Genomic DNA, 19073 nt, shown 5'->3' with positions numbered 1-19073 from the left:
CGGCCCGGGCGCCCGCGGCGTCCCGGAGGTGGTGGGACGCGTGTCCTCGTCCCCCGGGAACGCGCACGGCGGCCGGGGGCTCCCGCCCCGTCGGACACCCGGGCACGGGGCGGAGGCCCGGAGGAGCACGGCCCGGGCGCCCGCGGCGCCCCGCGGGCGCCGAAGGCCCTCCGTCGCCGGGTCCCTGCGCCCTCAGGACGCCGGACGCAGCCCGGCGACGAGCAGGTCGGCGAAGTGGCGGCCGACGTCCTCGCCGGTCAGCGGCCCGCCCGGGTGGTACCAGGTGCTCAGGTGGTGGACCGACCCGAAGAAGTAGTTGACCACCAGGTCCGCGGAGACGTCGTCGCGGAAGACGCCCTCGCTCTGCCCCTGGGCCACCATGTCGCGGAAGACCTCGTGGTAGCCGCGCCGTTCGGCGCGCACGGCGCGCTGCTTCTCCTCGCTGAGCTGGTGCATGGAGCGGAAGAAGATGACGGTGTCGTCCAGGTTGGCGATGCTGGTGACGATGACGTCGGCCGCGGCCGCGTGGACGCGCTCGGCCACCGGCGCCTCCCGCCCGGCGATCCGGACCAGGTGCTCGGTCTGCATGCGCAGGACCCGGGCGTAGACCTCGTAGAGGAGGTCGTCCTTGGACCCGAAGTAGTGGTACATCGCCCCCTTGGTGACGCCCGCGGCGACGACCACCTCCTGGACGGAGGTCCCCTCGTAGCCCCGCTCGGCGAACAGCCTGGTCGCCGCCCCCAGCAGCCTCTCGGGGACGGACCCCGTGCCCGTTCCCGGATCGACCGCCTGCTGTGCTCGCGCCATGTCCTGCCTCACTTCGTGCCCCCGCCGTCCTGAGGACGCCCGTCGGCCAAGCATACCGACCGGCTGGTACCTTGCGCACACGCCGGTGCGCCCCGCCCGGCCCGGCCCCTCAGACGGCGACCACGTCCACCGCGCGGCCGTCGGGGTCGGTGAGCGTGTGGCGGCCGGGCTCCAGGGGAGGCGTCGCGAGGCGGCCGTTCACGGTGAACCCCAGGCGGACGGCGCCCGTGGAGCGCTCGGCCGTCGCAGGGTAGATCTCGAAGACCACTCCGTCGGCCAGCACGGCCGCGTGGTGCACGGCCCCCCGGCCGTGCTGTTCGCGGAGGAAGCCCAGGCCGAGAGCGGTGTAGAAGGACCGGCACTCCTCCGCGCGGTCGGTGTAGATGACCACGAGGGTGGATCTGGGGGTGGCCACCGGCCCCGCGGGGCGCCTGTGGTCCGGACCCGGGGCCGGCCCCGCCGCACCGCCCAGGGGCGGCACCGCCGCCAGCCCGCCCTCCAGGATCTCGCGCGCGCGTGCGTACTTGGCGCGCAGCCGGTCCGCCTGCTCCGCGGGTAGCGCGGCCAGACGGCCCTCGTCGGAGTTGTGGCGGTTGTCGGCGAGCTTGACCAGGCGCCCCAGGGGGTCGGCCGCGGCCCGTCGGACCAGGTCCCCGTAGGACTCCCCCGGCCTCCGGCTCACCGCCTCCACGGCCCGGACGACCACCTCGGGGCAGCCGCGTCCGCGCAGGTCGTCGGCGGTGACGGGGGTGTCCTCCAGGACGTCGTGCAGGACCCCGGCCATCTGGGCGTGCACCCCGTGGGGGGCCAGCAGGTCGCGGACCGCGAACACGTGCTCGCTGTAAGGGCGCCCGGCCCGGTCCACCTGCCCGGCGTGGACGGACCACGCCAGTCGCGAGGCCTGGTCCAGTGTCATCTCCACGGTGTGCGCCCCCTGTCCCGTCGGCATTGCCACCGACCCGACCGTACCCCCGCGAGGGGCGCCCGACCAGACCCGTCCGGACCCCTCCCGCACGGCGGGGCCCCTCAGGAGCCGGTGTAGTTCTCCTCGTAGCCGCCCGTGGGCGGGACGGGCGTGATGACGTCGACGAGCACCCCGGAGGGGTCGGCCACGATGAAGTGCCGCTGCCCGAAGTCCTCGGTGCGGATCCCCAGCTCGGGGCGGAGTCCCCCGCGTACGACGAGGCGCTCCCACTCCGCGTCGACGTCCGCCACCTCGAAGTTGAGCAGCACGCCCTGCGCCGGCCGGCGGTAGCCCTCCGGGACGGTGGGGTGGCGGTGGTCGAGCAGTGCCAGCTCGTGGTCGGGCGGCCCGGGACGGCGCAGGCTGACGTACCAGTCGGCCGCGAAGGTCTCCTCGAAGCCGAACAGCTCCACGTAGAAGTCCCGGGCCTCCTGGATCCGGGTGGTGCCGATGACCGGGTAGAAACCGCTGAGCTCCATGACTCCGCCTTTCACGTACCGTTGGTATGTGAAGTAAGCTATTCGCGTACCTTCGGTATGTCAACAGGTGGGGGAACATGACCGCGGAGACCGGGAGCCGGGCCAGGCAGCGCGAGCGCACCAGGAGGGCCCTCCTGCGCGAGGGGCGCCGGCTGTTCGCCGAGCACGGGTACGGAGGCGTGGGCCTGAGCGGGATCGTGGCGGCGGCCGACGTCACCAAGGGCGCCCTCTACCACCACTTCGAGGGCAAGCCGGACCTCTTCCGCGCCGTCCTGGAGGAGGTCCAGGGCGAGGTCGCCGACGCCGTGGCGGCCGCCGCGGACGCCCGGAGGGACCCGTGGGACCAGCTGACCGCGGGCTGCCGGGCCTTCCTCACCGCGAGCACGGCTCCGGACGTGCGGCGGATCATGCTGGTGGACGGGCCGGCCGTGCTCGGGTGGAGCGCCTGGCGCTCCCTGGACGAGGCCGGGTCCGCGCGGCACCTCCGGGAGGCGCTCACCGGCCTCGTCCGGGCGGGGGTCCTGCGCCCCCAGCCGGTGCCGCCCCTGGCCCACCTGCTCTCCGGGGCCATGAACGAGGCCGCGCTGTGGCTGGCCGGGAGCGGGGACCCCGGCGACCTGGACGACGTCTGGGACGCGTTCTCGGGGATGCTGGAGTCCTTGCGCTCGCCGTGACCCGGACCGCTTCCCAGGACGCCCGGGCACGTCCGGGCGCTATCGTGGCTGCCATGGCGGAGAGCACCGGGGCGGCGGACACGGACGGGGACGAGGGGTTCCGGGACGACTTCGTCCGCGGGTTCTCGGAGTACTGGCAGTCGCAGGGCCGCCCCAGGACCGAGGGGCGCATCGTGGGCTACCTGCTCCTCGCCGACCGCGAGGCGGTGAGCGCCGAGGAGATCGCCGACGGCGCCCGGGTCAGCCGGGGCTCGGTGTCCCAGTCCGTGCGCCGCCTGCGCGAGATGGGCTTCGTCGAGATGGTCGGCGCACCGGGGAGCCGCTCACGGCTGGTCGCCATGGACGAGGACGTGTGGGGCGGGTTCCTGCGCAACGAGCGCTCCTACCTGCGCCGGCAGAGGGAGCTCGCCGCGTCCGCGCTGGAGCGGCTCCCCTCCCTGAGCCCGCCCGCGCGCAACCGCCTGCGCAACATGCACGACTACATGAGCTGGCTGGACGACTACCACGACACCCTCCTGTCCCACTGGGAGGAGTTCAAGGCCGGGCGGGACCGGGGGGAGCCGGAGGGGGGCGGCGCCTGAGGGCGCCGCCTCAGGAGCGCTCGTGCGGGATGACCAGCGGCGTGCCGGTGCGCGGGTCGGGCACCACGTCGCAGGGCAGCCCGAACACCTCCTCCACCAGTGCCGCGGTCACGACCTGGCCGGGCGGGCCGTCCGCGACGACCCTCCCCCCGTCCATGAGGACCAGGCGGGTCGCGAACCGGGCGGCCTGGGCCAGGTCGTGCAGGACCGCCACGATCGTGCGCCCCTGGCGGTGCAGGTCGGCGAACAGCTCCAGCAGGTCGTACTGGTGCGCGATGTCCAGGAACGTGGTCGGCTCGTCCAGCAGCAGGACTCCGGTGTCCTGCGCCAGGACCATCGCCACCCACGCGCGCTGCCGCTGGCCGCCGGAGAGCGATCCGACCTGGGTGTCGGCCCGGTCGGCCAGCCCGGTGAGCTCCAGTGCCCGGGAGATCGCCGTCTCGTCCCGGGGGCTCCACTGCCGCACCAGCGTGTGGTGGGGGAAGCGCCCGCGAGCGGCGAGGGCGCGCACGGTGATGCCCTCCGGCGCGACGGGGCTCTGCGGCAGGAGCGCCATCCGGCGGGCGACCGCCTTGGCGCGCAGCCCCCGGATGTCCTGGCCGTTGAGGAGCACCCGGCCCGACATCGGCTTGTTCACCCGGCCCAGCGCCTTGAGCAGCGTCGACTTGCCGCACCCGTTGGGTCCGACGATGACGGTGAACTCCCCCTCGGCCACACCGAGGTCCAGGTCGCGCACGACCGGGTCGGCCCCGTACCCCAGCGTGAGGCCCTCCGCGGACAGTACCGGACTCACAGCACACCCTTTCGCCATTCACGAACCAGCAGGTAGCCCAGGTAGACGCCCCCGAACCCCATGGTGAAGATCCCGACCGGCAGCCCGTCGCCCACCGGCGACTGCTGCACGGCCAGGTCGGCCGCCACCAGCAGGAGCGCGCCGACCAGGGCCGACAGCACGAGGTTGGGGCCGGGGGCCCCGCTGAGCCTGCGGGCGATCTGCGGGGCGGTCAAGGACACGAACGCGATCGGTCCGGCGACGCTCACGGCGGCGGCCGAGAGCACCACCGACAGGACGACCGCCCCGGTCCGGGTCGCGGAGGAGCGCGCGCCGAGGGCGTCGGCCAGCTCGTCGCCCATCTCGTTGACGGTGACGGGACCCGCCAGCGCCGCCACGAAGGGCAGTGCCAGGAGCAGGACCGCCCAGATGGTCCAGGCGTGCTCCCACGCCCTGGCGCCCAGGCTGCCGTTGACGTAGGCGGAGAGGACACCGGCCTGGTCGCGGGCCATCACGGACACCACGAAGTGCGTGAACGCCTGGGCCATCGCGGCCACGCCGATCCCGGCGACGATGAGGCGCCCCGGGTGGCGCAGCCCGGTTCCGGTGGCCGCGGCCACCAGGGCCATGGCCAGGGCCGCTCCCGCGAGGGCGCCCATCGGCACGGGGACGACGCCTGGCAGGACGAGGGCGGCGAAGGCGGCCCCCGCCCCGGCCCCCGCCCCGAGGCCGATGACGTCCGGGCTGCCCAGCGGGTTGCGGGTGACGGACTGGAAGAGCGCGCCGGCCAGGCCGAGCGCGGCCCCGGTGCCCACGGCGACGGCCAGGCGGGGGCCGCGCAGCCGTCCGAGGACGAACGCCTCGGTGGCCTCGCCCGCGCCCGCGACCACGGCGGGCAGGCGGGTGAGGGGGATGCCGAGCCTGCCCATGGCGAGGGTGGCCGCCGCGGCGGCGGCCACGAGCACCAGGAGGAGGACCGCGCACAGCACGGAGCGCGGATGGACGGGCAGGGCGACCGGCCCGAGCGCGAGCACGGGCGGGGCGGCCCCGCGCGGCGGCCGCGGCCGCCGCGTCCGGGTGGTGGACCGGGTCATGAGGCGCTCCGCATCTTCCTGACCGCGTACAGCAGGACGGGGGCGCCGACGAACGCGGTGACCACGCCGACCATCAGCTCCGTGGGACGGACGATCGTGCGGCCGACGACGTCGGCGGCCAGCAGCAGGGTAGGCCCGACCAGCAGGGCGAAGGGCACCTGGACGCGGAAGTCCACGCCGACCAGGGCCCGCACCACGTGGGGGACGGCGAGGCCGACGAAGGCGATGGGGCCCGCCGCCGCGGTGGCGCCCGCGGCGAGCACGGCGCCCGCGACCAGCCCCGCCGAGCGGATCCACACGGTGTTCGCCCCGGTGGCGATCGCCGCCTCCTCCCCCAGGGCCAGGGCGTTGAGGCCCCCGGCGACGAGGAACGCCAGCAGGACGCCGACGCCGATGACGGGGAGCACGGACAGGACGACGTCGTAGCCGCGTCCGCCCAGGGAGCCGACCACCCAGTAGCGGTAGCTGTCGAAGGTGTCGGGCATGCTCAGCGCCACCGCCTGGACGTAGGCGTTGAGCACGGCGGAGACCACCGCTCCGGCCAGGACGAGGCGCACCAGCCCGCCGTCGCCGCCCCGGCTGCCCACGGTGTAGGCGGCCAGTCCGGCGGCGAGGGCGCCGGGCAGCGCCCACCAGACCGTGCCGGCGACGGAGGTGGGGCCGAGCAGCGCGGTGGCGGTGACCACCGCGGCGGCGGCGCCCGCGTTGACGCCCAGCAGGCCCGGGTCGGCGAGGGGGTTGCGCGTGATGCCCTGCATGAGGGTGCCCGCCAGGGCGAGGGCCGCCCCGGCGACGATGCCGAGGAGGGTACGGGGGTAGCGGCTCTCCACCACGGTGGTGGTGAAGGGGTCCGCCCCGCCCGTCAGCACCTGCCACACCTCCAGGGGGGAGGTGGGCTTGCTGCCCATGACGAGGCTGAGGAGGACCGCCCCGGCGAGGGCCGCGGCGCCCGCGCCGAGCATGAGCACGGCGCGGGCGGGGCCCGGGCGGGACGGAGCCGTGAGTGTCTTCACGTTCGCCCTGTCGGTGGGATCAGCTGTCGGCGCCGGCCGCGGCCTCTTCGATCATGGGCACGTAGCGCTCGATGACCCAGGGGACGGTGAGCGGGTTGATGATCGAGGACGCGGTGACGAAGGAGGTGTCCTCGGCGGCGACCACGGCTCCGCTCTCGACGGCGGGGATCGCCGCGTAGAGGTCCTGCGCCTCGATCTCGGCGCGCGTCTCGTCGTCGGTGTAGAACGTGAAGAGCAGGTCGCTGTCGGCGAGCTGGTCGGCGTTCTCCAGGCCGATGATGGCGGAGTCGGTGCCCTCGGTCTCGGGGAAGGTCTCGACGACGGGGTCGACGGTCAGGCCCAGGCCGCGCACCATGGCGACGCGCTGCTCGTCGGGGAGGAAGACGCCGAGCGTGCCGGGGCCGTCGGTGTAGACGTAGGAGAAGGTGAGGTCGGCGAACTGCTCGTTGGCCGCGGCCGCCTCCTCGAACTGGGTCTCGATGTCCCCGATGAGGCCCTGCGCCTCCTCGGGCTGCCCCAGCGCCTCGCCGATGATCTCGATCTGCTGGTCCCAGTCGGTGCTCCAGGGGAGCTCGGGGTAGGCGACCGTGGGGGCGATGTCGCTCAGGATGTCGTACTGCTCCTGGGTGACGCCGGACCAGGGGGCGAGGATGACGTCGGGGGCCAGCTCGATGATCGCCTCGAAGTCGATGTCGTCGGCGCCGGCGAACTGCTCGGGCAGCTCCCCGCCCGACTCGGTGACGGCCTCGTGGATCCAGGGGAGGTACCCGGTGTCGTCGCTGCCCCACTCGTAGCTCTCGACGCCGACCGGGACGACGCCCAGGGCGATGGCGGTCTCCGCCGAGCCCTGCCCGAGGGTGACGACGCGCTCGGGCTGCTCGGGGATCTCGGCGGTGCCGAGGGCGCTCTCGATACTGACCGGGAACGCGCCGCCCGCCGTGCCGCCGCCGCTCCCGCCGGTGTCCTCCTCGGTGCCGCCGCAGGCCGTGAGGCCGAGGGCGAGGAGGGCGGTGAGTCCGATGCCGCTGGCGCGGTGGAAGGTGGAGGCCATGCTCACACTGCTTTCTTCGTCATGGGGGTGGCCGCGTCGTACCCGGCGGGCCCGTTCCGCGCAGGGGCTATCGGCCCCGAGGGGAAACACGGAGGACGAAACGGGAGAACCCCGACAGAACGAAGGTTAGTCTAACCTCACTTCCCGTGGATTTCAAAAATTCTGAACCCGCCGGACGGACTCCGCCCCAGGTCAGGCGTCGCCGGGGCGCGCCCCGGCCCGGGGTCCGGACCCCGGGCCGGCGGGAAGGGGGTCAGGACCTCCCCAGGTGGACGCGGGCCTCCCAGGGACGCAGGGGCGCGAACAGCCCGTCCCCCTCGGGGTAGTTGCCGATCAGCCGCTCGGGGTCGCGCCCGGCGACCTTGGGGTCCAGGTCCAGCGGCGCCGTGTCGGCGCCCCAGTTCACCAGCACCGTCAGCACCCGGTCGTCCAGGGTCCGGGTGTAGGCGTACACCGCGGGGTCCTCCTCGGCCAGGGGCTCGAACCGGCCGTGCACGATCACCGGGTGCTCCTTGCGCAGCGCGATCAGGCGCCGGTAGTAGTGGAACACCGAGCCCTGGTCGGCGACGGCCGCCTCCGCGTTGATCTCGACGTGGTTGGGGTTGACCCCGATCCACGGCGTACCGGTGGTGAACCCGGCGTTGGGCGAGGCGTCCCACTGCATGGGCGTGCGCGCGTTGTCCCGGCTCATCCGGGCGATGCCCGCCATGGCGGCGTCCGCGTCCACCCTGCCGCCCTCCACCGCGGCGCGGTGGTGGTTGAGGGTCTCCACGTCCCGGTAGTCGCCGATGTCGGAGAGGTGGGCGTTGGTCATCCCCAGCTCCTCGCCCTGGTAGACGTACGGCGTCCCCTTCATCATGTGCAGGGTCGTGGCCAGGGCGGTCGCCGACTCGACCCGGTACCGCTCGTCCCCGAAGCGCGACACCGCCCGGGGCTGGTCGTGGTTGTTCCAGTACAGGCTGTTCCAGCCGGTCCCGCCCAGGCCCTCCTGCCAGCGGTTGAGGGAGCGCTTGAGGTCGCGCAGGTCCAGGGGGCGCGGGTCGAACTTGCCGCCGGGCCCGTGGTCGAGTTCCACGTGCTCGAACTGGAACACCATGTCGAGCTCGCGGTTGGCGGGGTCGGTGTGCACGCGGGCCTGCGCCACGTCCACCCCGGGCATCTCGCCGACGGTGAGCACGTCCCTGCCCGCGAAGACCTCCGTGTGCAGCTCGTGCAGGAACTCGTGCAGGCGGGGGCCGTTCACGGCGTACTCGGCGAAGGACCCGTACTCCCCCGAGACCGGGCCGTCGGGCATCTGCCGCGTCTTGGAGACGAAGTTGACGACGTCCATGCGGAACCCGTCGGCGCCCCGGTCCAGCCACCAGCGCGCCACGTCGTGGACGGCCTCGCGCACCCGGGGGTTCTCCCAGTTCAGATCGGGCTGGCTCCGGGCGAACAGGTGCAGGTAGTACTCGCCGGTGACCTCGTCCCGGGTCCAGGCGGGGCCGGAGAACACCGAGCCCCAGTTGTTGGGCGGCCCGCCGTCGCGTCCGGGCCTCCAGAAGTAGAAGTCGCGCTTGTCGGGGTCCCCCGCGCGGGAGGCGGTGAACCACGGGTGCTCGTCGCTGGTGTGGTTGACGACCAGGTCCATCACCAGGCGCATCCCGCGCTCGTGCAGCCCGTCGCGCAGCCGGTCCCAGTCCTCCAGGGTGCCGAACCGGGGGTGGATGTCCCGGTAGTCGCTGATGTCGTACCCGTTGTCGTCCCACGGCGAGGGGTAGACGGGTGAGAGCCACACGACGTCGACGCCCAGGAGTTCCAGGTAGTCGAGCCTGGCGATGACGCCGGGCAGGTCGCCGACCCCGTCGCCGTCGCTGTCGTCGAAGCTGCTCGGATAGATCTGGTAGACGACGCTGGACTTCCACCAGTCGGCGCTCTGCTCCAGGGGCATAGGGGTCCTCTCCTCCGCGGCCGCGTGTGAGCCAAGTTACTGGAGCGCCCCGGGACGGGACAGTTCCCCGGCCCTCTTCCCGTTCCCCGCAAGATCCCCGCCGACTGGTCTGGACCGGTAGGGTGGCGAACCGCTCGGACGAACCGGGTCCGATCGAATGAAAGCGGGAAATATGGGGCGCGGCGCACTGTCGGAGCAGGCCGAAGGCGTGTGGCGGGCGGGCGGCGGACGGAAGCTGTGGTCGCGGAACTTCTCCCTGTTCTTCTCCGCCCGGGTCGTGGCCAAGCTCGGCGACGGGATGCTGCCCGTCGCCCTGTCGGCCGGGCTGATCGCGCACGGACACGGGGCCGGCGGGATCGGCCTCGCGATGGCGTCCTTCTCCGCGTGCTTCGTGGCCTTCGTAGTCTTCGGCGGAGTGCTGTCCGACCGCTGGGGGGCGCGCCGGCTGATGATCGCGGCCGACCTGGTGCGCGTGGCGACCCAGGGCACGTTGGCGGTCCTCTTCCTGACCGGGCACGTGGTGCTGTGGCAGGTCTGCGTGATCGGCGCCGTGAACGGGATCGCCGCCGGCGCGTTCCAGCCGGGCGTGGGCTCGGTGATTCCGCGGGTGTCCGGGGACGTGCACGGGGCGAACGCGGTCATCCGCACCGCCGAGGCCCTCGCCATGCTGCTGGGCCCGGCCGTGGCCGGGCTGCTGGTGGCCCTGTTCTCCGCCGCCGGCGTCCTGGCCGTCCACGCGGGCGCCTACGCGGTGGGGGCGGTCCTGCTGGGGCTCGTCCGACTGCCCGGGACGGTCAGACGGCGGGGCCAGGGGCCCGGCTACGCCGCCGACCTGGCGGAGGGGTGGCGCGAGTTCCGCAGCCGCACCTGGATGTGGTCGGTGATCCTGTTGTGGATGGTGCTGATGGTGAGCATGTGGGGACCTCAGGTCCCCCTGACCGCGAGTGAGATCATCACCGGCCACGGCGCCCAGGCGTTCGGCCTCGTCAGTTCCGCCCTGGGCGGCGGCACGGCCCTGGGCGGCCTGGTGGCGATGCGGGTGCGGCCGCGGTTCCCCCTCCGGGCGGGCACGCTCGCGCTGTTCGGCGCCGGAGCGTTCTCCGTCAGCGTGGGGCTGGGCCTGCCGGCGCCCGCGCTGGCCCTGGGCGCGGCGGTCAGCGGCGCGATGACGGGCTTCTGGGGCGTCATGTGGAGCACCAGCGTGCAGACCCACACCCCCCGCCCGGTCCTCGGCCGGATCCACTCCTACGAGATGGCGGGCTCCCTGGCGATGATGCCCGTGGGGCAGGCCCTGGCGGGACCGGCCGCGGAGCTCTTCGGGGCGCGGCCCCTCCTGCTCGTCGGCGGGGCGGCCACCCTCGTGGTGGGCCTGGTGCTGCTCACGGTGCGCCCCGTCCGGAACCTCCGCGCCGCCCCGGCGCGGCACTGACCCCGTCCGCGGCGGAGCCGGCGCCGACCGCCCCGGGCCGCCCGGACACCGCGGCCGACCTGCGCAGATCCTGATCGACCGCCGACCCCCGCCGCCCCCGTGCGCCGACGCGGTGGCCGGATCCGCCCAAATAGTCTATATTTCCTACTGCTTTAGTCGGGAGAAGGCGCCGCGCACCCGCCGGCCACGACACCGCGCAACGAGAGAGGAGTCCCGATGGGCGCAGAACCGCTCCTGTCCGTCGACGGGGTCGCGATCGGGTACCCGGGCCCGGGCGGCCGCGTACCGGCGGTCGCCGGCGCCGACTTCACCGTCGGCCACGGCGAGACCGTGATGCTGATCGGCCATTCCGGCTGCGGGAAGTCCACCGTCCTCAAGGCCGTCGCCGGCTTCCTCACCCCCTCCGCCGGGCGGATCTCCTTCCACGGCGCGGAGGTGGAGGGCCCCGCCCCGGACCGGGCCGTGGTCTTCCAGGAACTGGACCAGCTCTTCCCCTGGCGCACCGTCCTCGGCAACGTCGCCTACGCGCTGCGCGCGACCGGCACGCCGCGCGACGAGGCGCGCGCACGGGCCACGGCCCAGCTGGAGCTGATGGGGCTCGGACACGCCCTGGACCGCCACCCCCACCAGCTCTCGGGAGGCATGAAGCAGCGTGTCGCGATCGCCCGCGCGTTCGCCCTGGAACCCCGCATGCTGCTGATGGACGAACCCTTCGGCGCCCTCGACGCCCAGACACGCGGCCGCCTCCAGGCGGAGCTGGCCGGACTGGCCCGGCGCACCCGTGTGAGCATCCTCTTCGTCACCCACAGCATCGACGAGGCCGTGCTGCTCGGCGACCGGGTGGTGGTGCTGGGCGGGCGCCCCTCGTCCGTCGTGGAGACCCTCGACGTCTCCGGCCTGGACCGCCCGGACACCGAGGAGTTCACCGCGGCGCGCCGCCGCCTGCGCGCGCTGCTCGCCGACGACAGGGAGGAGGCCGGCCGTGCCGTCCTCGACTGAGACCGCGCCGCCCGTCGGCGCAGGGGGCCGGCGGCCGGACGGCCCCTGGTCGCGGCTTCCCGTCGGCCTGCGCAGGAGCGTCCTCCTGGTGGCGCTGCTCGGGGTGTGGCAGCTGTACGTGGTCGCCGCCGACGTCAGTCCGCTCGTCTTCGCGGGGCCCTGGGACGTGGCCGCCGCGTTCGCGGAGGGCTGGGGCGGCGGCGCCCTGGTGGGGCCCACCCTCACCACCCTGCGGATCCTCGGCCTGGGGATGCTCATCGGCACGGCGCTGGCCGTCGTGCTCACCGCCCTCGCGGTCGCCACGCGCTTCGGCGACGACCTGCTGACGCTGCTCACCGCGATGGTCAACCCCCTGCCGTCGGTGGCGATCCTGCCCCTGGCCATGCTGTGGTTCGGCCTCGACGAGACCGCCCTGGTGTTCGTGGTGGCCAACGCCGTCCTGTGGCCGATGGCGGTCAACATCGGCATGGGCTTCCGCACCGTCCCGGCCACCACGCTCATGGTCGGCCGCAGCCTCGGCCTGCGCTCGTGGCGGCTGATCCGGGACGTGCACCTGCCCGCGGCCCTGCCGCACACCGTCGCCGGGGTCAGGACGGGCTGGGCGTTCGGCTGGCGCACCGTCATCGCCGCCGAGCTGGTCTTCGGGGTCGCGGGCGCGCAGGGAGGGCTCGGGTTCTTCATCAACGAGGCCCGCTTCCACCTGGACATCCCGGACGTCTTCGCGGGCCTGGTGACCATCGCGCTGATCGGGATCGCGCTGGACCTGCTGTTCACACTGCTGGAGCGGCGGACCGTCGTCCGCTGGGGCATGAAAGAGGGAGCCGCCCTGTGACCGCCATCCGTACACCACGGTCCCCCGGACGCCGCGACGTGCTCCGCGGCGGCCTCGGCCTGCTCGCGGGCGCCGCCGTCGTGGGCGCCGCGGGGTGCTCCGACGGCTCCGGGGCCTCGGACGGGTCCGGCGCGGTGGCGATCGCCACCGGGTACGGGCTCAGCTACGCGTCGCTGACCGTCGTCGAGGCCAGGGGGTGGCTGGCGGAGGCGCTGCCCGACCGCACCGTCGAGTGGCAGGTGCTGAGCGGGGGCTCGGCGAGCCGAGACGGCATGCTCGCGGGCAGCCTCCAGGCGGGCACCGGCGGCCTGGCGCCCTTCCTCCAGGCGCGCGACAGCGGCGTTCCGTGGAAGGTCGTCACCGGCCTGAACAACATGCCGCTGTGGATGGTCACCACGGACGACCGCATCCGGAGCCTGGCCGACATCACCGGCGCCGACCGCATCTCCTCGCCCCAACCGGGCTCGATCCAGTCGATCGTGCTGGCGCACGCCGCCCGGGAGGAGTTCGGCGACCCGGACCGGTTCACCGGCAACCTGGTGGCCATGCCCCACCCCGACGCCCTCCAGGCCCTGCTCAGCGGACAGATCGCGGCGGCGGTCACCGCTCCGCCGTTCCAGTACCAGGCCGAGGCCGAGGGCGCGCGGGTGCTCCTCGACAGCTACGAGGTCCTCGGCGGTCCGCACGGCTTCAACGTGGTCACCGCCATGGAGGACTACGCGGAGGAGAACCCCGACGTCGTCGAGGCCCTGCACGCCTGCGTGGAACGCGCCAACGAGCTGATCACCGGAGACCCCGAGGCGGCCGCCCGCATCCTGTCCGAGGCCGAGAACGGGGCGGTCACGGCGGAGGAGTACCTGGAGCACCTGGGCCGGGACGGCATCGAGTACACGACCGCGCCGCAGGGCCTGGAGAGGATCGGCTCGTTCATGGCCGAGATCGGCGCCATCGGCACCGCCCCGGAGAGCTGGGGCGACCTGGTGTTCGACACCGTCGCCGCCGAGGACGGCAGCTGACGCGGGGACCCGGGCGCCGCGCGGTTCCGCCGCCCGCCGACCGCCGCGCCCGGTAGCGTGTCGGAGCCCGTCCACAGGGGGCCGCGTCCGGGTTGTCCCGGTCCCCGCCCGGGCATACGGCAGAGGACACGACACGAAAGGGACCCCATGTGCCTCCACGGAACCGGTGAGACCGTCCGCGCGCGGAACGGCCTGTCCGACTCCGCCCCGGCCGGCCCCCCGCCCCCGCCGCCCGGTCCCCTTACGTGGCCCCGGGCTTTTCACCGGGTGGCCGACCTGAGCCACGTGATCTCGCCGACGATGGCCGGGTGGGACGACGTGAAACCCGTGCGGGAGACGGTCTCCGAGGCCGCCCCCGAGGGGGAGTTCGGCCTCTACGTGCAGCAGTGGACGTTCGGTGAGCACACGGGCACGCACCTGGACGCCCCCGGGCACGTGATCGGCGGCGGCCGGCTGGTCCCCGACATCCGGCCGGAGGAACTGGTCGCGCCCGCCGCGGTCATCGACGTCAGGGCCCGCGCCGCGGAGGATCCGGACACCACGGTCACGGTGGACGACGTCCTGGCGTTCGAGCGGGCGCACGGGGAGATCCCGGCCGGGGCGGCGGTGCTGATGAACTCGGGGTGGAGCGCCCGCTGGGCCCGGGGGGACGAGGCGGTGCGCGGGGTGGCGGCCGACGGCTCGTGGCACTTCCCCGGCTTCGGTGCGGAGGCGTGCGAGTTCCTGGTCGCCCGGAGGCGGGTCGCCGGGGTGGGGGTCGACACGCTGAGCACCGACCCGGGTCGCTCCACGGACTTCGCCGCGCACGAGGTGCTCGGCCGCGCCGACCGGTGGGGACTGGAGTCGCTGACAGGGCTGGACCGGCTGCCGCCGGCCGGAGCCCTGCTCAGCATCGGGGTGATGCCGGGGCTGGACGCCTCCGGCGGGCCGAGCAGGGTGCTGGCCCTGTGGTGACGCCGGCCGAGGCGCGCCGCCCCCGACGCGGCGGCGCGGCCGGGCCCGCGGGACGGTTCCTCAGCACCCCCGGGAGTGCGGCGCCCTGCCGCCGTCCGGGTGCCATTCCAGCAGCATGATGGTGGCGTCGTCGGTGAAGCTGCCGCGCTGGTGCTCGTGGATCGCGTGGATGAGGCGCCGCAGGGTCTCGGGGGCGGGCTCGTCGGCGGAGGCCGCGCGGATGACGAAGTCCGCGAACTGCTCGAGGCCGAACATCCGCCCCCCGCTGTCGTGGGCCTCGGTCACGCCGTCGGTGTAGAGCAGCACCTGGTCCCCGGGTTCGAGCTGGACGCGGTGGACGGTGCGCGCACCGGTCCCGCCCAGGACGCCGCCGAGGCCGAGGGGCACCTCCGGTTCCCGGTCCAGGGCCCCGGGCACCAGGCGGCGGTCCCGGATGAGCAGGGGCGTGGGATGGGCGCAGTTGGCCCAGGAGAACATCCCGTCGGCCAGCTCCAGGGTGGCGAAGACACCCGTGCAGAAGCGTTCGGGAAGCCACTGGAACAGGGCCTTCTCCACACTCGCGGTGAGCTCGGCGAGGTCGGCCCCGTTGCGCCTGGCACTGCGGGCCCCGGCCATGGCCACCGACGCGGTCAGGCCGGAGGCCAGGTCGTGGCCCATCGCGTCGAGGATGACGGCGTGCAGGGTGTCCTTCGTGATCGAGTGGTCGAAGGCGTCGCCGCCGAGCTCGTAGGCGGGTTCGAGGACCGCGGTGGACACCCCCCGCGTGGTGCCGAGCGTGCGCGGCGGCAGGAAGGCGCGCAGCATCTCGGTGCGCAGCTGCACCGGCCGCGTGCGGGTGTGGCGGACGTAGGTGTCGCTGTAGGCGCGTTTGGAGGTGACCACCAGGGCCAGGAGGGAGGCCAGCGTCTGGCAGCGGCGCAGGGTCGGCTCGTCCAGGGACTCCGTCCTGACGTGCAGGACGCCCATGCGGTCGGCGCCGTCGCGCAGCGGGAGCCACAGGCTCAGTTCGCCGTCGCCCCCCTCGTCCAGCCGCAGCGTGTCGGAGCGGTAGGCCTCCCCCGCCTCGCTGGAGTCGACGCCGAGCGGGGGGCCGCCGGTGAGGGGGAAGAGGAGGTTCTGCTGGATGTCGACCAGGTGCACGGTGATCGCCGCGAGGCCGATGGCCTGGCCGTAGCGCTCGGCCGCCTCCAGGACCTCGATCGGCCCGCAGCCGTGCACGGACCTGACCAGCTCCTCGAACAGGAGCTCGCCCTCACCGATCGGGGCCCCGCCGGCCATGTGCCCACCTCCCCCGCAAGTCTCACACCGGGAGGCGCGCTCGGGGCGGCACGCAGGCCGCGTGTCCCCGCCGGGACCCGCTCCTCCCGTCCGCTCCGCCGGGCGGGAGCCGGGCTCAGGCCGAGCGGTCGCGGCGCCGCCTGTTCTGCTCGGTGCGGATGCGCGGCACGATCGTGGGGTTCACGTTGTCGATCACCGTCTCCCGACTGATGATCACCTGCCCCACATCCTCACGCGAAGGCACCTCGTACATCACCGACAACAACACCTCCTCGATGATCGCCCGCAACCCACGCGCACCCGTCCCCCGAATAATCCCCTGCTCAGCAATCGCCTCCAAAGCCTCCGGCGTGAACTCCAACCCCACACCGTCCAACTCGAACAACCGCTGATACTGCTTCACCAACGCATTACGAGGCTCCGTCAAAATCCGGATCAACGCCCCACGATCCAGATCATCCACACTCGTGATCACCGGCAACCGACCGATGAACTCCGGAATCATCCCGAACTTCAACAGGTCCTCCGGCATCACCTCACCGAACAACCCCGACTCCGCCACCTCACCCCGAGGCCGCAGAACCGCATTGAACCCCATCCCCTGCTGACCCGTCCGCGACTCGATGATCTTCTCCAGACCCGCGAACGCCCCACCACAGATGAACAACACATTCGTCGTATCGATCTGAATGAACTCCTGGTGCGGATGCTTGCGCCCACCCTGGGGCGGCACACTCGCCGTCGTCCCCTCCAAGATCTTCAACAACGCCTGCTGCACACCCTCACCCGACACATCACGCGTGATCGAGGGATTCTCACTCTTGCGCGCGACCTTGTCGACCTCATCGATATAGATGATCCCCGTCTCGGCCTTCTTCACATCGTAATCAGCCGCCTGGATCAACTTGAGCAGGATGTTCTCCACATCCTCCCCCACATACCCCGCCTCCGTCAGCGCCGTCGCGTCCGCGATCGCGAACGGCACATTCAGGATCCGCGCCAACGTCTGCGCCAACAGCGTCTTCCCCGACCCCGTCGGACCCAACAGCAAGATGTTGGACTTCGCGATCTCCACGCCCTCCGACCCCGGACGCTCACCCTCCGACCGCACACGCTTGTAGTGGTTGTACACCGCCACCGACAAGGCCTTCTTCGCCTGGTCCTGACCGATCACATACGAGTCCAGGAACTCGTAGATCTCCCGCGGCTTCGGCAACGAGTCCCACGGGGTGTCGGCGTGGAGGACGGTGTCCTCCTCCTCCATGATCTCGTTGCACAGGCCGACGCACTCGTCGCAGATGCAGATGTGGCCGGGCCCCGCGATGAGTCTGCGGACCTGGCTCTGGTCCTTGCCGCAGAACGAGCACTTGAGAAGGGGAGCGCTGGCGCCGGTGCGTGTCACTAGAAACGTTCTCCTCACGCGGGCCGTGCCCGGGTGGATCGGCGGGGAGTCCCCCTGAGCCAGATGACCGCAGCATCCGGATTCTCACGGTAACCCCTGCGGGTACAGGTCGCAAAGCCGCGCCCGCCGCCCGACGGGGGAGGGCCCGACCGGCGGACACCCCCCGTCCCCCGGTCGTGTCCCCGCGGCGGCCGGCGCCGAGGGACACGACCGGCGGCGCGCCGCGGAGGGCGGGGGAGGGTGCGCCCCGGTGCTGCCGAGCGTACCCCCGGCCGCGCCCCGTACCCGTCCTCCACAGCCCCGCCCCGGTCGACCACGGCCGGCTTCTCCTGCGGGTCGGCTCACGCCGGCTTCCGGGGCGCGCGCCCCGGGACCGCCGCGGCCGGCGCGCGCCGCTGGACCGGTGCGGGGTTCCGGCCGGACGCACCGCCACAGGCCCGGCGCGCCACGGCGTCAGGTCACCTCCGGGACCTGTCGCCTCCACGGGCACGGGCGAAGGAGCCGACGGCGTGGCCGGCGCCGCGGTCGTCGGAGCGCGCCACCACACGGCCGCCCGCCACGCGGACCGCGGCCTCGGTGGTGTCCTCCACCGAGGCGACCCCGGCCGCCGCGGCGATCGCGCCGGCGTCGTCGAACACCACCCGCAGGCGGGGCCATGCCTCCTCGGGGAAGGCCTGGCGCAGGCACCCGCACAGGTCGGCGACAGCGAGCCTGGCCAGAGGCGCCAGCTCGGCGGGATCGGCGGTGACCACCACGGCCGTGACCGCCGCGTCGCCGGGGGCCGCGCGCAGCGCCTCCTCGACGGCTTCGAGCCGGTGCAGCCCCAGGACGGCCACCACGCCGTCGTCGGCGAGGGAGACGGTCCGGCGCCGGACGGCGTCGAACCCCTCCGGCGGCGCCCAGCCCTCGTCCACGGGGGTGGCGGGCGGGATGTGCGCGACGTGCGGGAGCGGCCAGACGTCGTCCGGGTTCAGGTCGGCGAGCCGCTCACAGGCGCGGACGACGTTGAACGGGTCGACGAAACCGGGGGCGGCGGCGGCCGTCTGCCCTGCGCCGTAGAGGGTCGTGAGCACGGTCTCGGCGACGCGCACCCGGCGCCCCCCGGGCTCCGCCGGCGGTTCCAGGGCCTCCAGGGACAGGCCGAGCAGGACCGCGTCCAGCCGCATCAGCTGGGCGAACGCGCGCCGGGTCGGCTCGTCGGACAGGACCTCGGGGGTGAGCCCGGCCGCGGCCCGCAGGGACTCGTCGGAGTCGGAGAGGGGGAACCGGGAGACCCAGGCGCGGGCGAGCGCGCCCAGGGCCGTGGCGGCCGTGGTCCCGGGCCCGGTCCGGGGCGGCGGCGCGGCACGCTCGGCGGTCTCGGCCAGGACCGAGAAGTACAGGGCCCGTTTGCCGGGGAAGTTGGAGTAGACCGCCCCCCTGGTGAGTTCGGCGCGGTCGGCGATGCGGTCGACCTTGGCGTCGCGGAAACCGTGTTCGGCGAACTCGTCCCCCGCGGCGGCCAGTACACGTGCGCGGTTGCGGGCCTGCTGTTCCGCCCTGTTGAGCCGGGCCATCGTTCTCCTCGCTTCGGCGTCGCCTCATCCTATGTCGAGATGCCCCGGGCACTCGGATGCCGGCGACACCCGCATGCCAGGGGCATCCGGACGGGGAGCGCCGTACGCACCGGGGCGGCGCCCGCGCGGTCCCCCTCGCGCCCGCCGGCGCCTCCCCGGGAGGAGGGCGCGGCCGACCGGCCCCGGAGCCCGCCCGCGGGCCGGTGGGGCGCCCCGGCGGGGGCGGCGACGCGAAGTGTGCA

18 protein-coding genes are annotated in these 19073 nt (G+C 73.7%); 7 read left to right on the top strand and 11 right to left on the bottom strand.

Translation table 11 applies throughout. The annotated features are described in order from the left end of the window. Positions 1-192 precede the first annotated feature (192 nt). The 3 genes from ACQPYD_RS09520 to ACQPYD_RS09510 all read right to left on the bottom strand — a co-directional run bounded on the left by ACQPYD_RS09520 (position 193) and on the right by ACQPYD_RS09510 (position 2250). Positions 193-807, bottom strand: coding sequence for a TetR/AcrR family transcriptional regulator (locus ACQPYD_RS09520; protein WP_267949090.1), 615 nt, complete (start codon positions 805-807; stop codon positions 193-195). 109 nt (positions 808-916) lie between these two features. After that, complete coding sequence (locus ACQPYD_RS09515; protein ID WP_433702008.1) at positions 917-1756, bottom strand: HD domain-containing protein; 840 nt, start codon at positions 1754-1756, stop codon at positions 917-919. A 77-nt stretch (positions 1757-1833) separates the two neighbouring features. Continuing rightward, positions 1834-2250, bottom strand: coding sequence for a VOC family protein (locus ACQPYD_RS09510; protein WP_433702007.1), 417 nt, complete (start codon positions 2248-2250; stop codon positions 1834-1836). 77 nt (positions 2251-2327) lie between these two features. Between ACQPYD_RS09510 and ACQPYD_RS09505 the strand changes: the two genes are divergently transcribed. Both ACQPYD_RS09505 and ACQPYD_RS09500 read left to right on the top strand, forming a co-directional pair. Then, positions 2328-2924 carry a TetR/AcrR family transcriptional regulator gene (locus ACQPYD_RS09505; RefSeq protein WP_433700636.1) on the top strand — a complete coding sequence of 199 codons (597 nt, stop codon included), beginning with the start codon at positions 2328-2330 and terminating at the stop codon, positions 2922-2924. Between the two features lie 53 nt (positions 2925-2977). Further along, positions 2978-3505 (top strand): GbsR/MarR family transcriptional regulator, encoded by a 528-nt coding sequence (locus tag ACQPYD_RS09500; RefSeq protein ID WP_433700635.1) that lies wholly within the window; start codon positions 2978-2980, stop codon positions 3503-3505. A 10-nt stretch (positions 3506-3515) separates the two neighbouring features. Here ACQPYD_RS09500 and ACQPYD_RS09495 read toward each other — a convergent pair whose 3' ends face one another. From ACQPYD_RS09495 to ACQPYD_RS09475, 5 genes are all read right to left on the bottom strand, one after another. Beyond that, positions 3516-4298 carry an ABC transporter ATP-binding protein gene (locus ACQPYD_RS09495; RefSeq protein ID WP_433700634.1) on the bottom strand — a complete coding sequence of 261 codons (783 nt, stop codon included), beginning with the start codon at positions 4296-4298 and terminating at the stop codon, positions 3516-3518. Beyond that, entirely contained in the window at positions 4295-5371 is a 1077-nt protein-coding gene (locus ACQPYD_RS09490; RefSeq protein ID WP_433700633.1) for a FecCD family ABC transporter permease, read from the bottom strand. Before ACQPYD_RS09490 ends, ACQPYD_RS09495 begins: the two co-directional genes overlap by 4 nt. Continuing rightward, positions 5368-6333, bottom strand: a complete 966-nt coding sequence (locus ACQPYD_RS09485; protein WP_433702006.1) for a FecCD family ABC transporter permease — start codon at positions 6331-6333, stop codon at positions 5368-5370. Before ACQPYD_RS09485 ends, ACQPYD_RS09490 begins: the two co-directional genes overlap by 4 nt. A gap of 70 nt (positions 6334-6403) precedes the next feature. Next, entirely contained in the window at positions 6404-7435 is a 1032-nt protein-coding gene (locus tag ACQPYD_RS09480; protein ID WP_433700632.1) for an iron-siderophore ABC transporter substrate-binding protein, read from the bottom strand. 253 nt (positions 7436-7688) lie between these two features. Further along, positions 7689-9365 (bottom strand): glycoside hydrolase family 13 protein, encoded by a 1677-nt coding sequence (locus ACQPYD_RS09475; protein ID WP_433700631.1) that lies wholly within the window; start codon positions 9363-9365, stop codon positions 7689-7691. Positions 9366-9537: 172 nt separating this feature from the next. Between ACQPYD_RS09475 and ACQPYD_RS09470 the strand changes: the two genes are divergently transcribed. The 5 genes from ACQPYD_RS09470 (at position 9538) to ACQPYD_RS09450 (ending at position 14595) form a co-directional block, all read left to right on the top strand. Continuing rightward, positions 9538-10794 (top strand): MFS transporter, encoded by a 1257-nt coding sequence (locus tag ACQPYD_RS09470; RefSeq protein ID WP_433700630.1) that lies wholly within the window; start codon positions 9538-9540, stop codon positions 10792-10794. Between the two features lie 216 nt (positions 10795-11010). Next, positions 11011-11793 (top strand): ABC transporter ATP-binding protein, encoded by a 783-nt coding sequence (locus ACQPYD_RS09465; RefSeq protein WP_433700629.1) that lies wholly within the window; start codon positions 11011-11013, stop codon positions 11791-11793. Further along, positions 11777-12625 carry an ABC transporter permease gene (locus ACQPYD_RS09460; protein ID WP_433700628.1) on the top strand — a complete coding sequence of 283 codons (849 nt, stop codon included), beginning with the start codon at positions 11777-11779 and terminating at the stop codon, positions 12623-12625. Before ACQPYD_RS09465 ends, ACQPYD_RS09460 begins: the two co-directional genes overlap by 17 nt. Continuing rightward, a complete protein-coding gene (locus tag ACQPYD_RS09455) occupies positions 12622-13641 on the top strand; it encodes an ABC transporter substrate-binding protein (protein WP_433700626.1) in 1020 nt (339 codons plus the stop codon). Before ACQPYD_RS09460 ends, ACQPYD_RS09455 begins: the two co-directional genes overlap by 4 nt. Positions 13642-13788: 147 nt before the next feature. Next, positions 13789-14595, top strand: a complete 807-nt coding sequence (locus ACQPYD_RS09450; RefSeq protein WP_433700625.1) for a cyclase family protein — start codon at positions 13789-13791, stop codon at positions 14593-14595. Between the two features lie 60 nt (positions 14596-14655). Here ACQPYD_RS09450 and ACQPYD_RS09445 read toward each other — a convergent pair whose 3' ends face one another. The 3 genes from ACQPYD_RS09445 to ACQPYD_RS09435 all read right to left on the bottom strand — a co-directional run bounded on the left by ACQPYD_RS09445 (position 14656) and on the right by ACQPYD_RS09435 (position 18831). Next, complete coding sequence (locus ACQPYD_RS09445; protein ID WP_433700624.1) at positions 14656-15873, bottom strand: PP2C family protein-serine/threonine phosphatase; 1218 nt, start codon at positions 15871-15873, stop codon at positions 14656-14658. 115 nt (positions 15874-15988) lie between these two features. After that, complete coding sequence (clpX, locus tag ACQPYD_RS09440; RefSeq protein WP_267949077.1) at positions 15989-17275, bottom strand: ATP-dependent Clp protease ATP-binding subunit ClpX; 1287 nt, start codon at positions 17273-17275, stop codon at positions 15989-15991. A gap of 458 nt (positions 17276-17733) precedes the next feature. Next, positions 17734-18831: a TetR/AcrR family transcriptional regulator gene (locus ACQPYD_RS09435; RefSeq protein WP_433700623.1), complete on the bottom strand. Its 1098-nt coding sequence runs from the start codon at positions 18829-18831 to the stop codon at positions 17734-17736. Positions 18832-19073: the final 242 nt, after the last annotated feature.

Origin of the sequence: Nocardiopsis sp. CA-288880, from assembly GCF_050955985.1 — a bacterium.
GTDB classification, from domain to species: Bacteria; Actinomycetota; Actinomycetes; order Streptosporangiales; family Streptosporangiaceae; genus Nocardiopsis; species Nocardiopsis tropica.
This window is presented reverse-complemented; position numbering and strand designations above follow the sequence as displayed.

Excerpts from the sequence above, each read along its gene's own strand:
- ACQPYD_RS09520 (WP_267949090.1), bottom strand. The coding sequence starts at position 807 with ATGGCGCGAGCACAGCAGGCGGTCGATCCGGGAACGGGCACGGGGTCC.
- ACQPYD_RS09515 (WP_433702008.1), bottom strand. The coding sequence starts at position 1,756 with ATGCCGACGGGACAGGGGGCGCACACCGTGGAGATGACACTGGACCAG.
- ACQPYD_RS09510 (WP_433702007.1), bottom strand. The coding sequence starts at position 2,250 with ATGGAGCTCAGCGGTTTCTACCCGGTCATCGGCACCACCCGGATCCAG.
- ACQPYD_RS09505 (WP_433700636.1), top strand. The coding sequence starts at position 2,328 with ATGACCGCGGAGACCGGGAGCCGGGCCAGGCAGCGCGAGCGCACCAGG.
- ACQPYD_RS09500 (WP_433700635.1), top strand. The coding sequence starts at position 2,978 with ATGGCGGAGAGCACCGGGGCGGCGGACACGGACGGGGACGAGGGGTTC.
- ACQPYD_RS09490 (WP_433700633.1), bottom strand. The coding sequence starts at position 5,371 with ATGACCCGGTCCACCACCCGGACGCGGCGGCCGCGGCCGCCGCGCGGG.
- ACQPYD_RS09485 (WP_433702006.1), bottom strand. The coding sequence starts at position 6,333 with ATGCTCGGCGCGGGCGCCGCGGCCCTCGCCGGGGCGGTCCTCCTCAGC.
- ACQPYD_RS09480 (WP_433700632.1), bottom strand. The coding sequence starts at position 7,435 with ATGGCCTCCACCTTCCACCGCGCCAGCGGCATCGGACTCACCGCCCTC.
- ACQPYD_RS09475 (WP_433700631.1), bottom strand. The coding sequence starts at position 9,365 with ATGCCCCTGGAGCAGAGCGCCGACTGGTGGAAGTCCAGCGTCGTCTAC.
- ACQPYD_RS09470 (WP_433700630.1), top strand. The coding sequence starts at position 9,538 with ATGGGGCGCGGCGCACTGTCGGAGCAGGCCGAAGGCGTGTGGCGGGCG.
- ACQPYD_RS09465 (WP_433700629.1), top strand. The coding sequence starts at position 11,011 with ATGGGCGCAGAACCGCTCCTGTCCGTCGACGGGGTCGCGATCGGGTAC.
- ACQPYD_RS09450 (WP_433700625.1), top strand. The coding sequence starts at position 13,789 with ATGTGCCTCCACGGAACCGGTGAGACCGTCCGCGCGCGGAACGGCCTG.
- ACQPYD_RS09445 (WP_433700624.1), bottom strand. The coding sequence starts at position 15,873 with ATGGCCGGCGGGGCCCCGATCGGTGAGGGCGAGCTCCTGTTCGAGGAG.
- ACQPYD_RS09435 (WP_433700623.1), bottom strand. The coding sequence starts at position 18,831 with ATGGCCCGGCTCAACAGGGCGGAACAGCAGGCCCGCAACCGCGCACGT.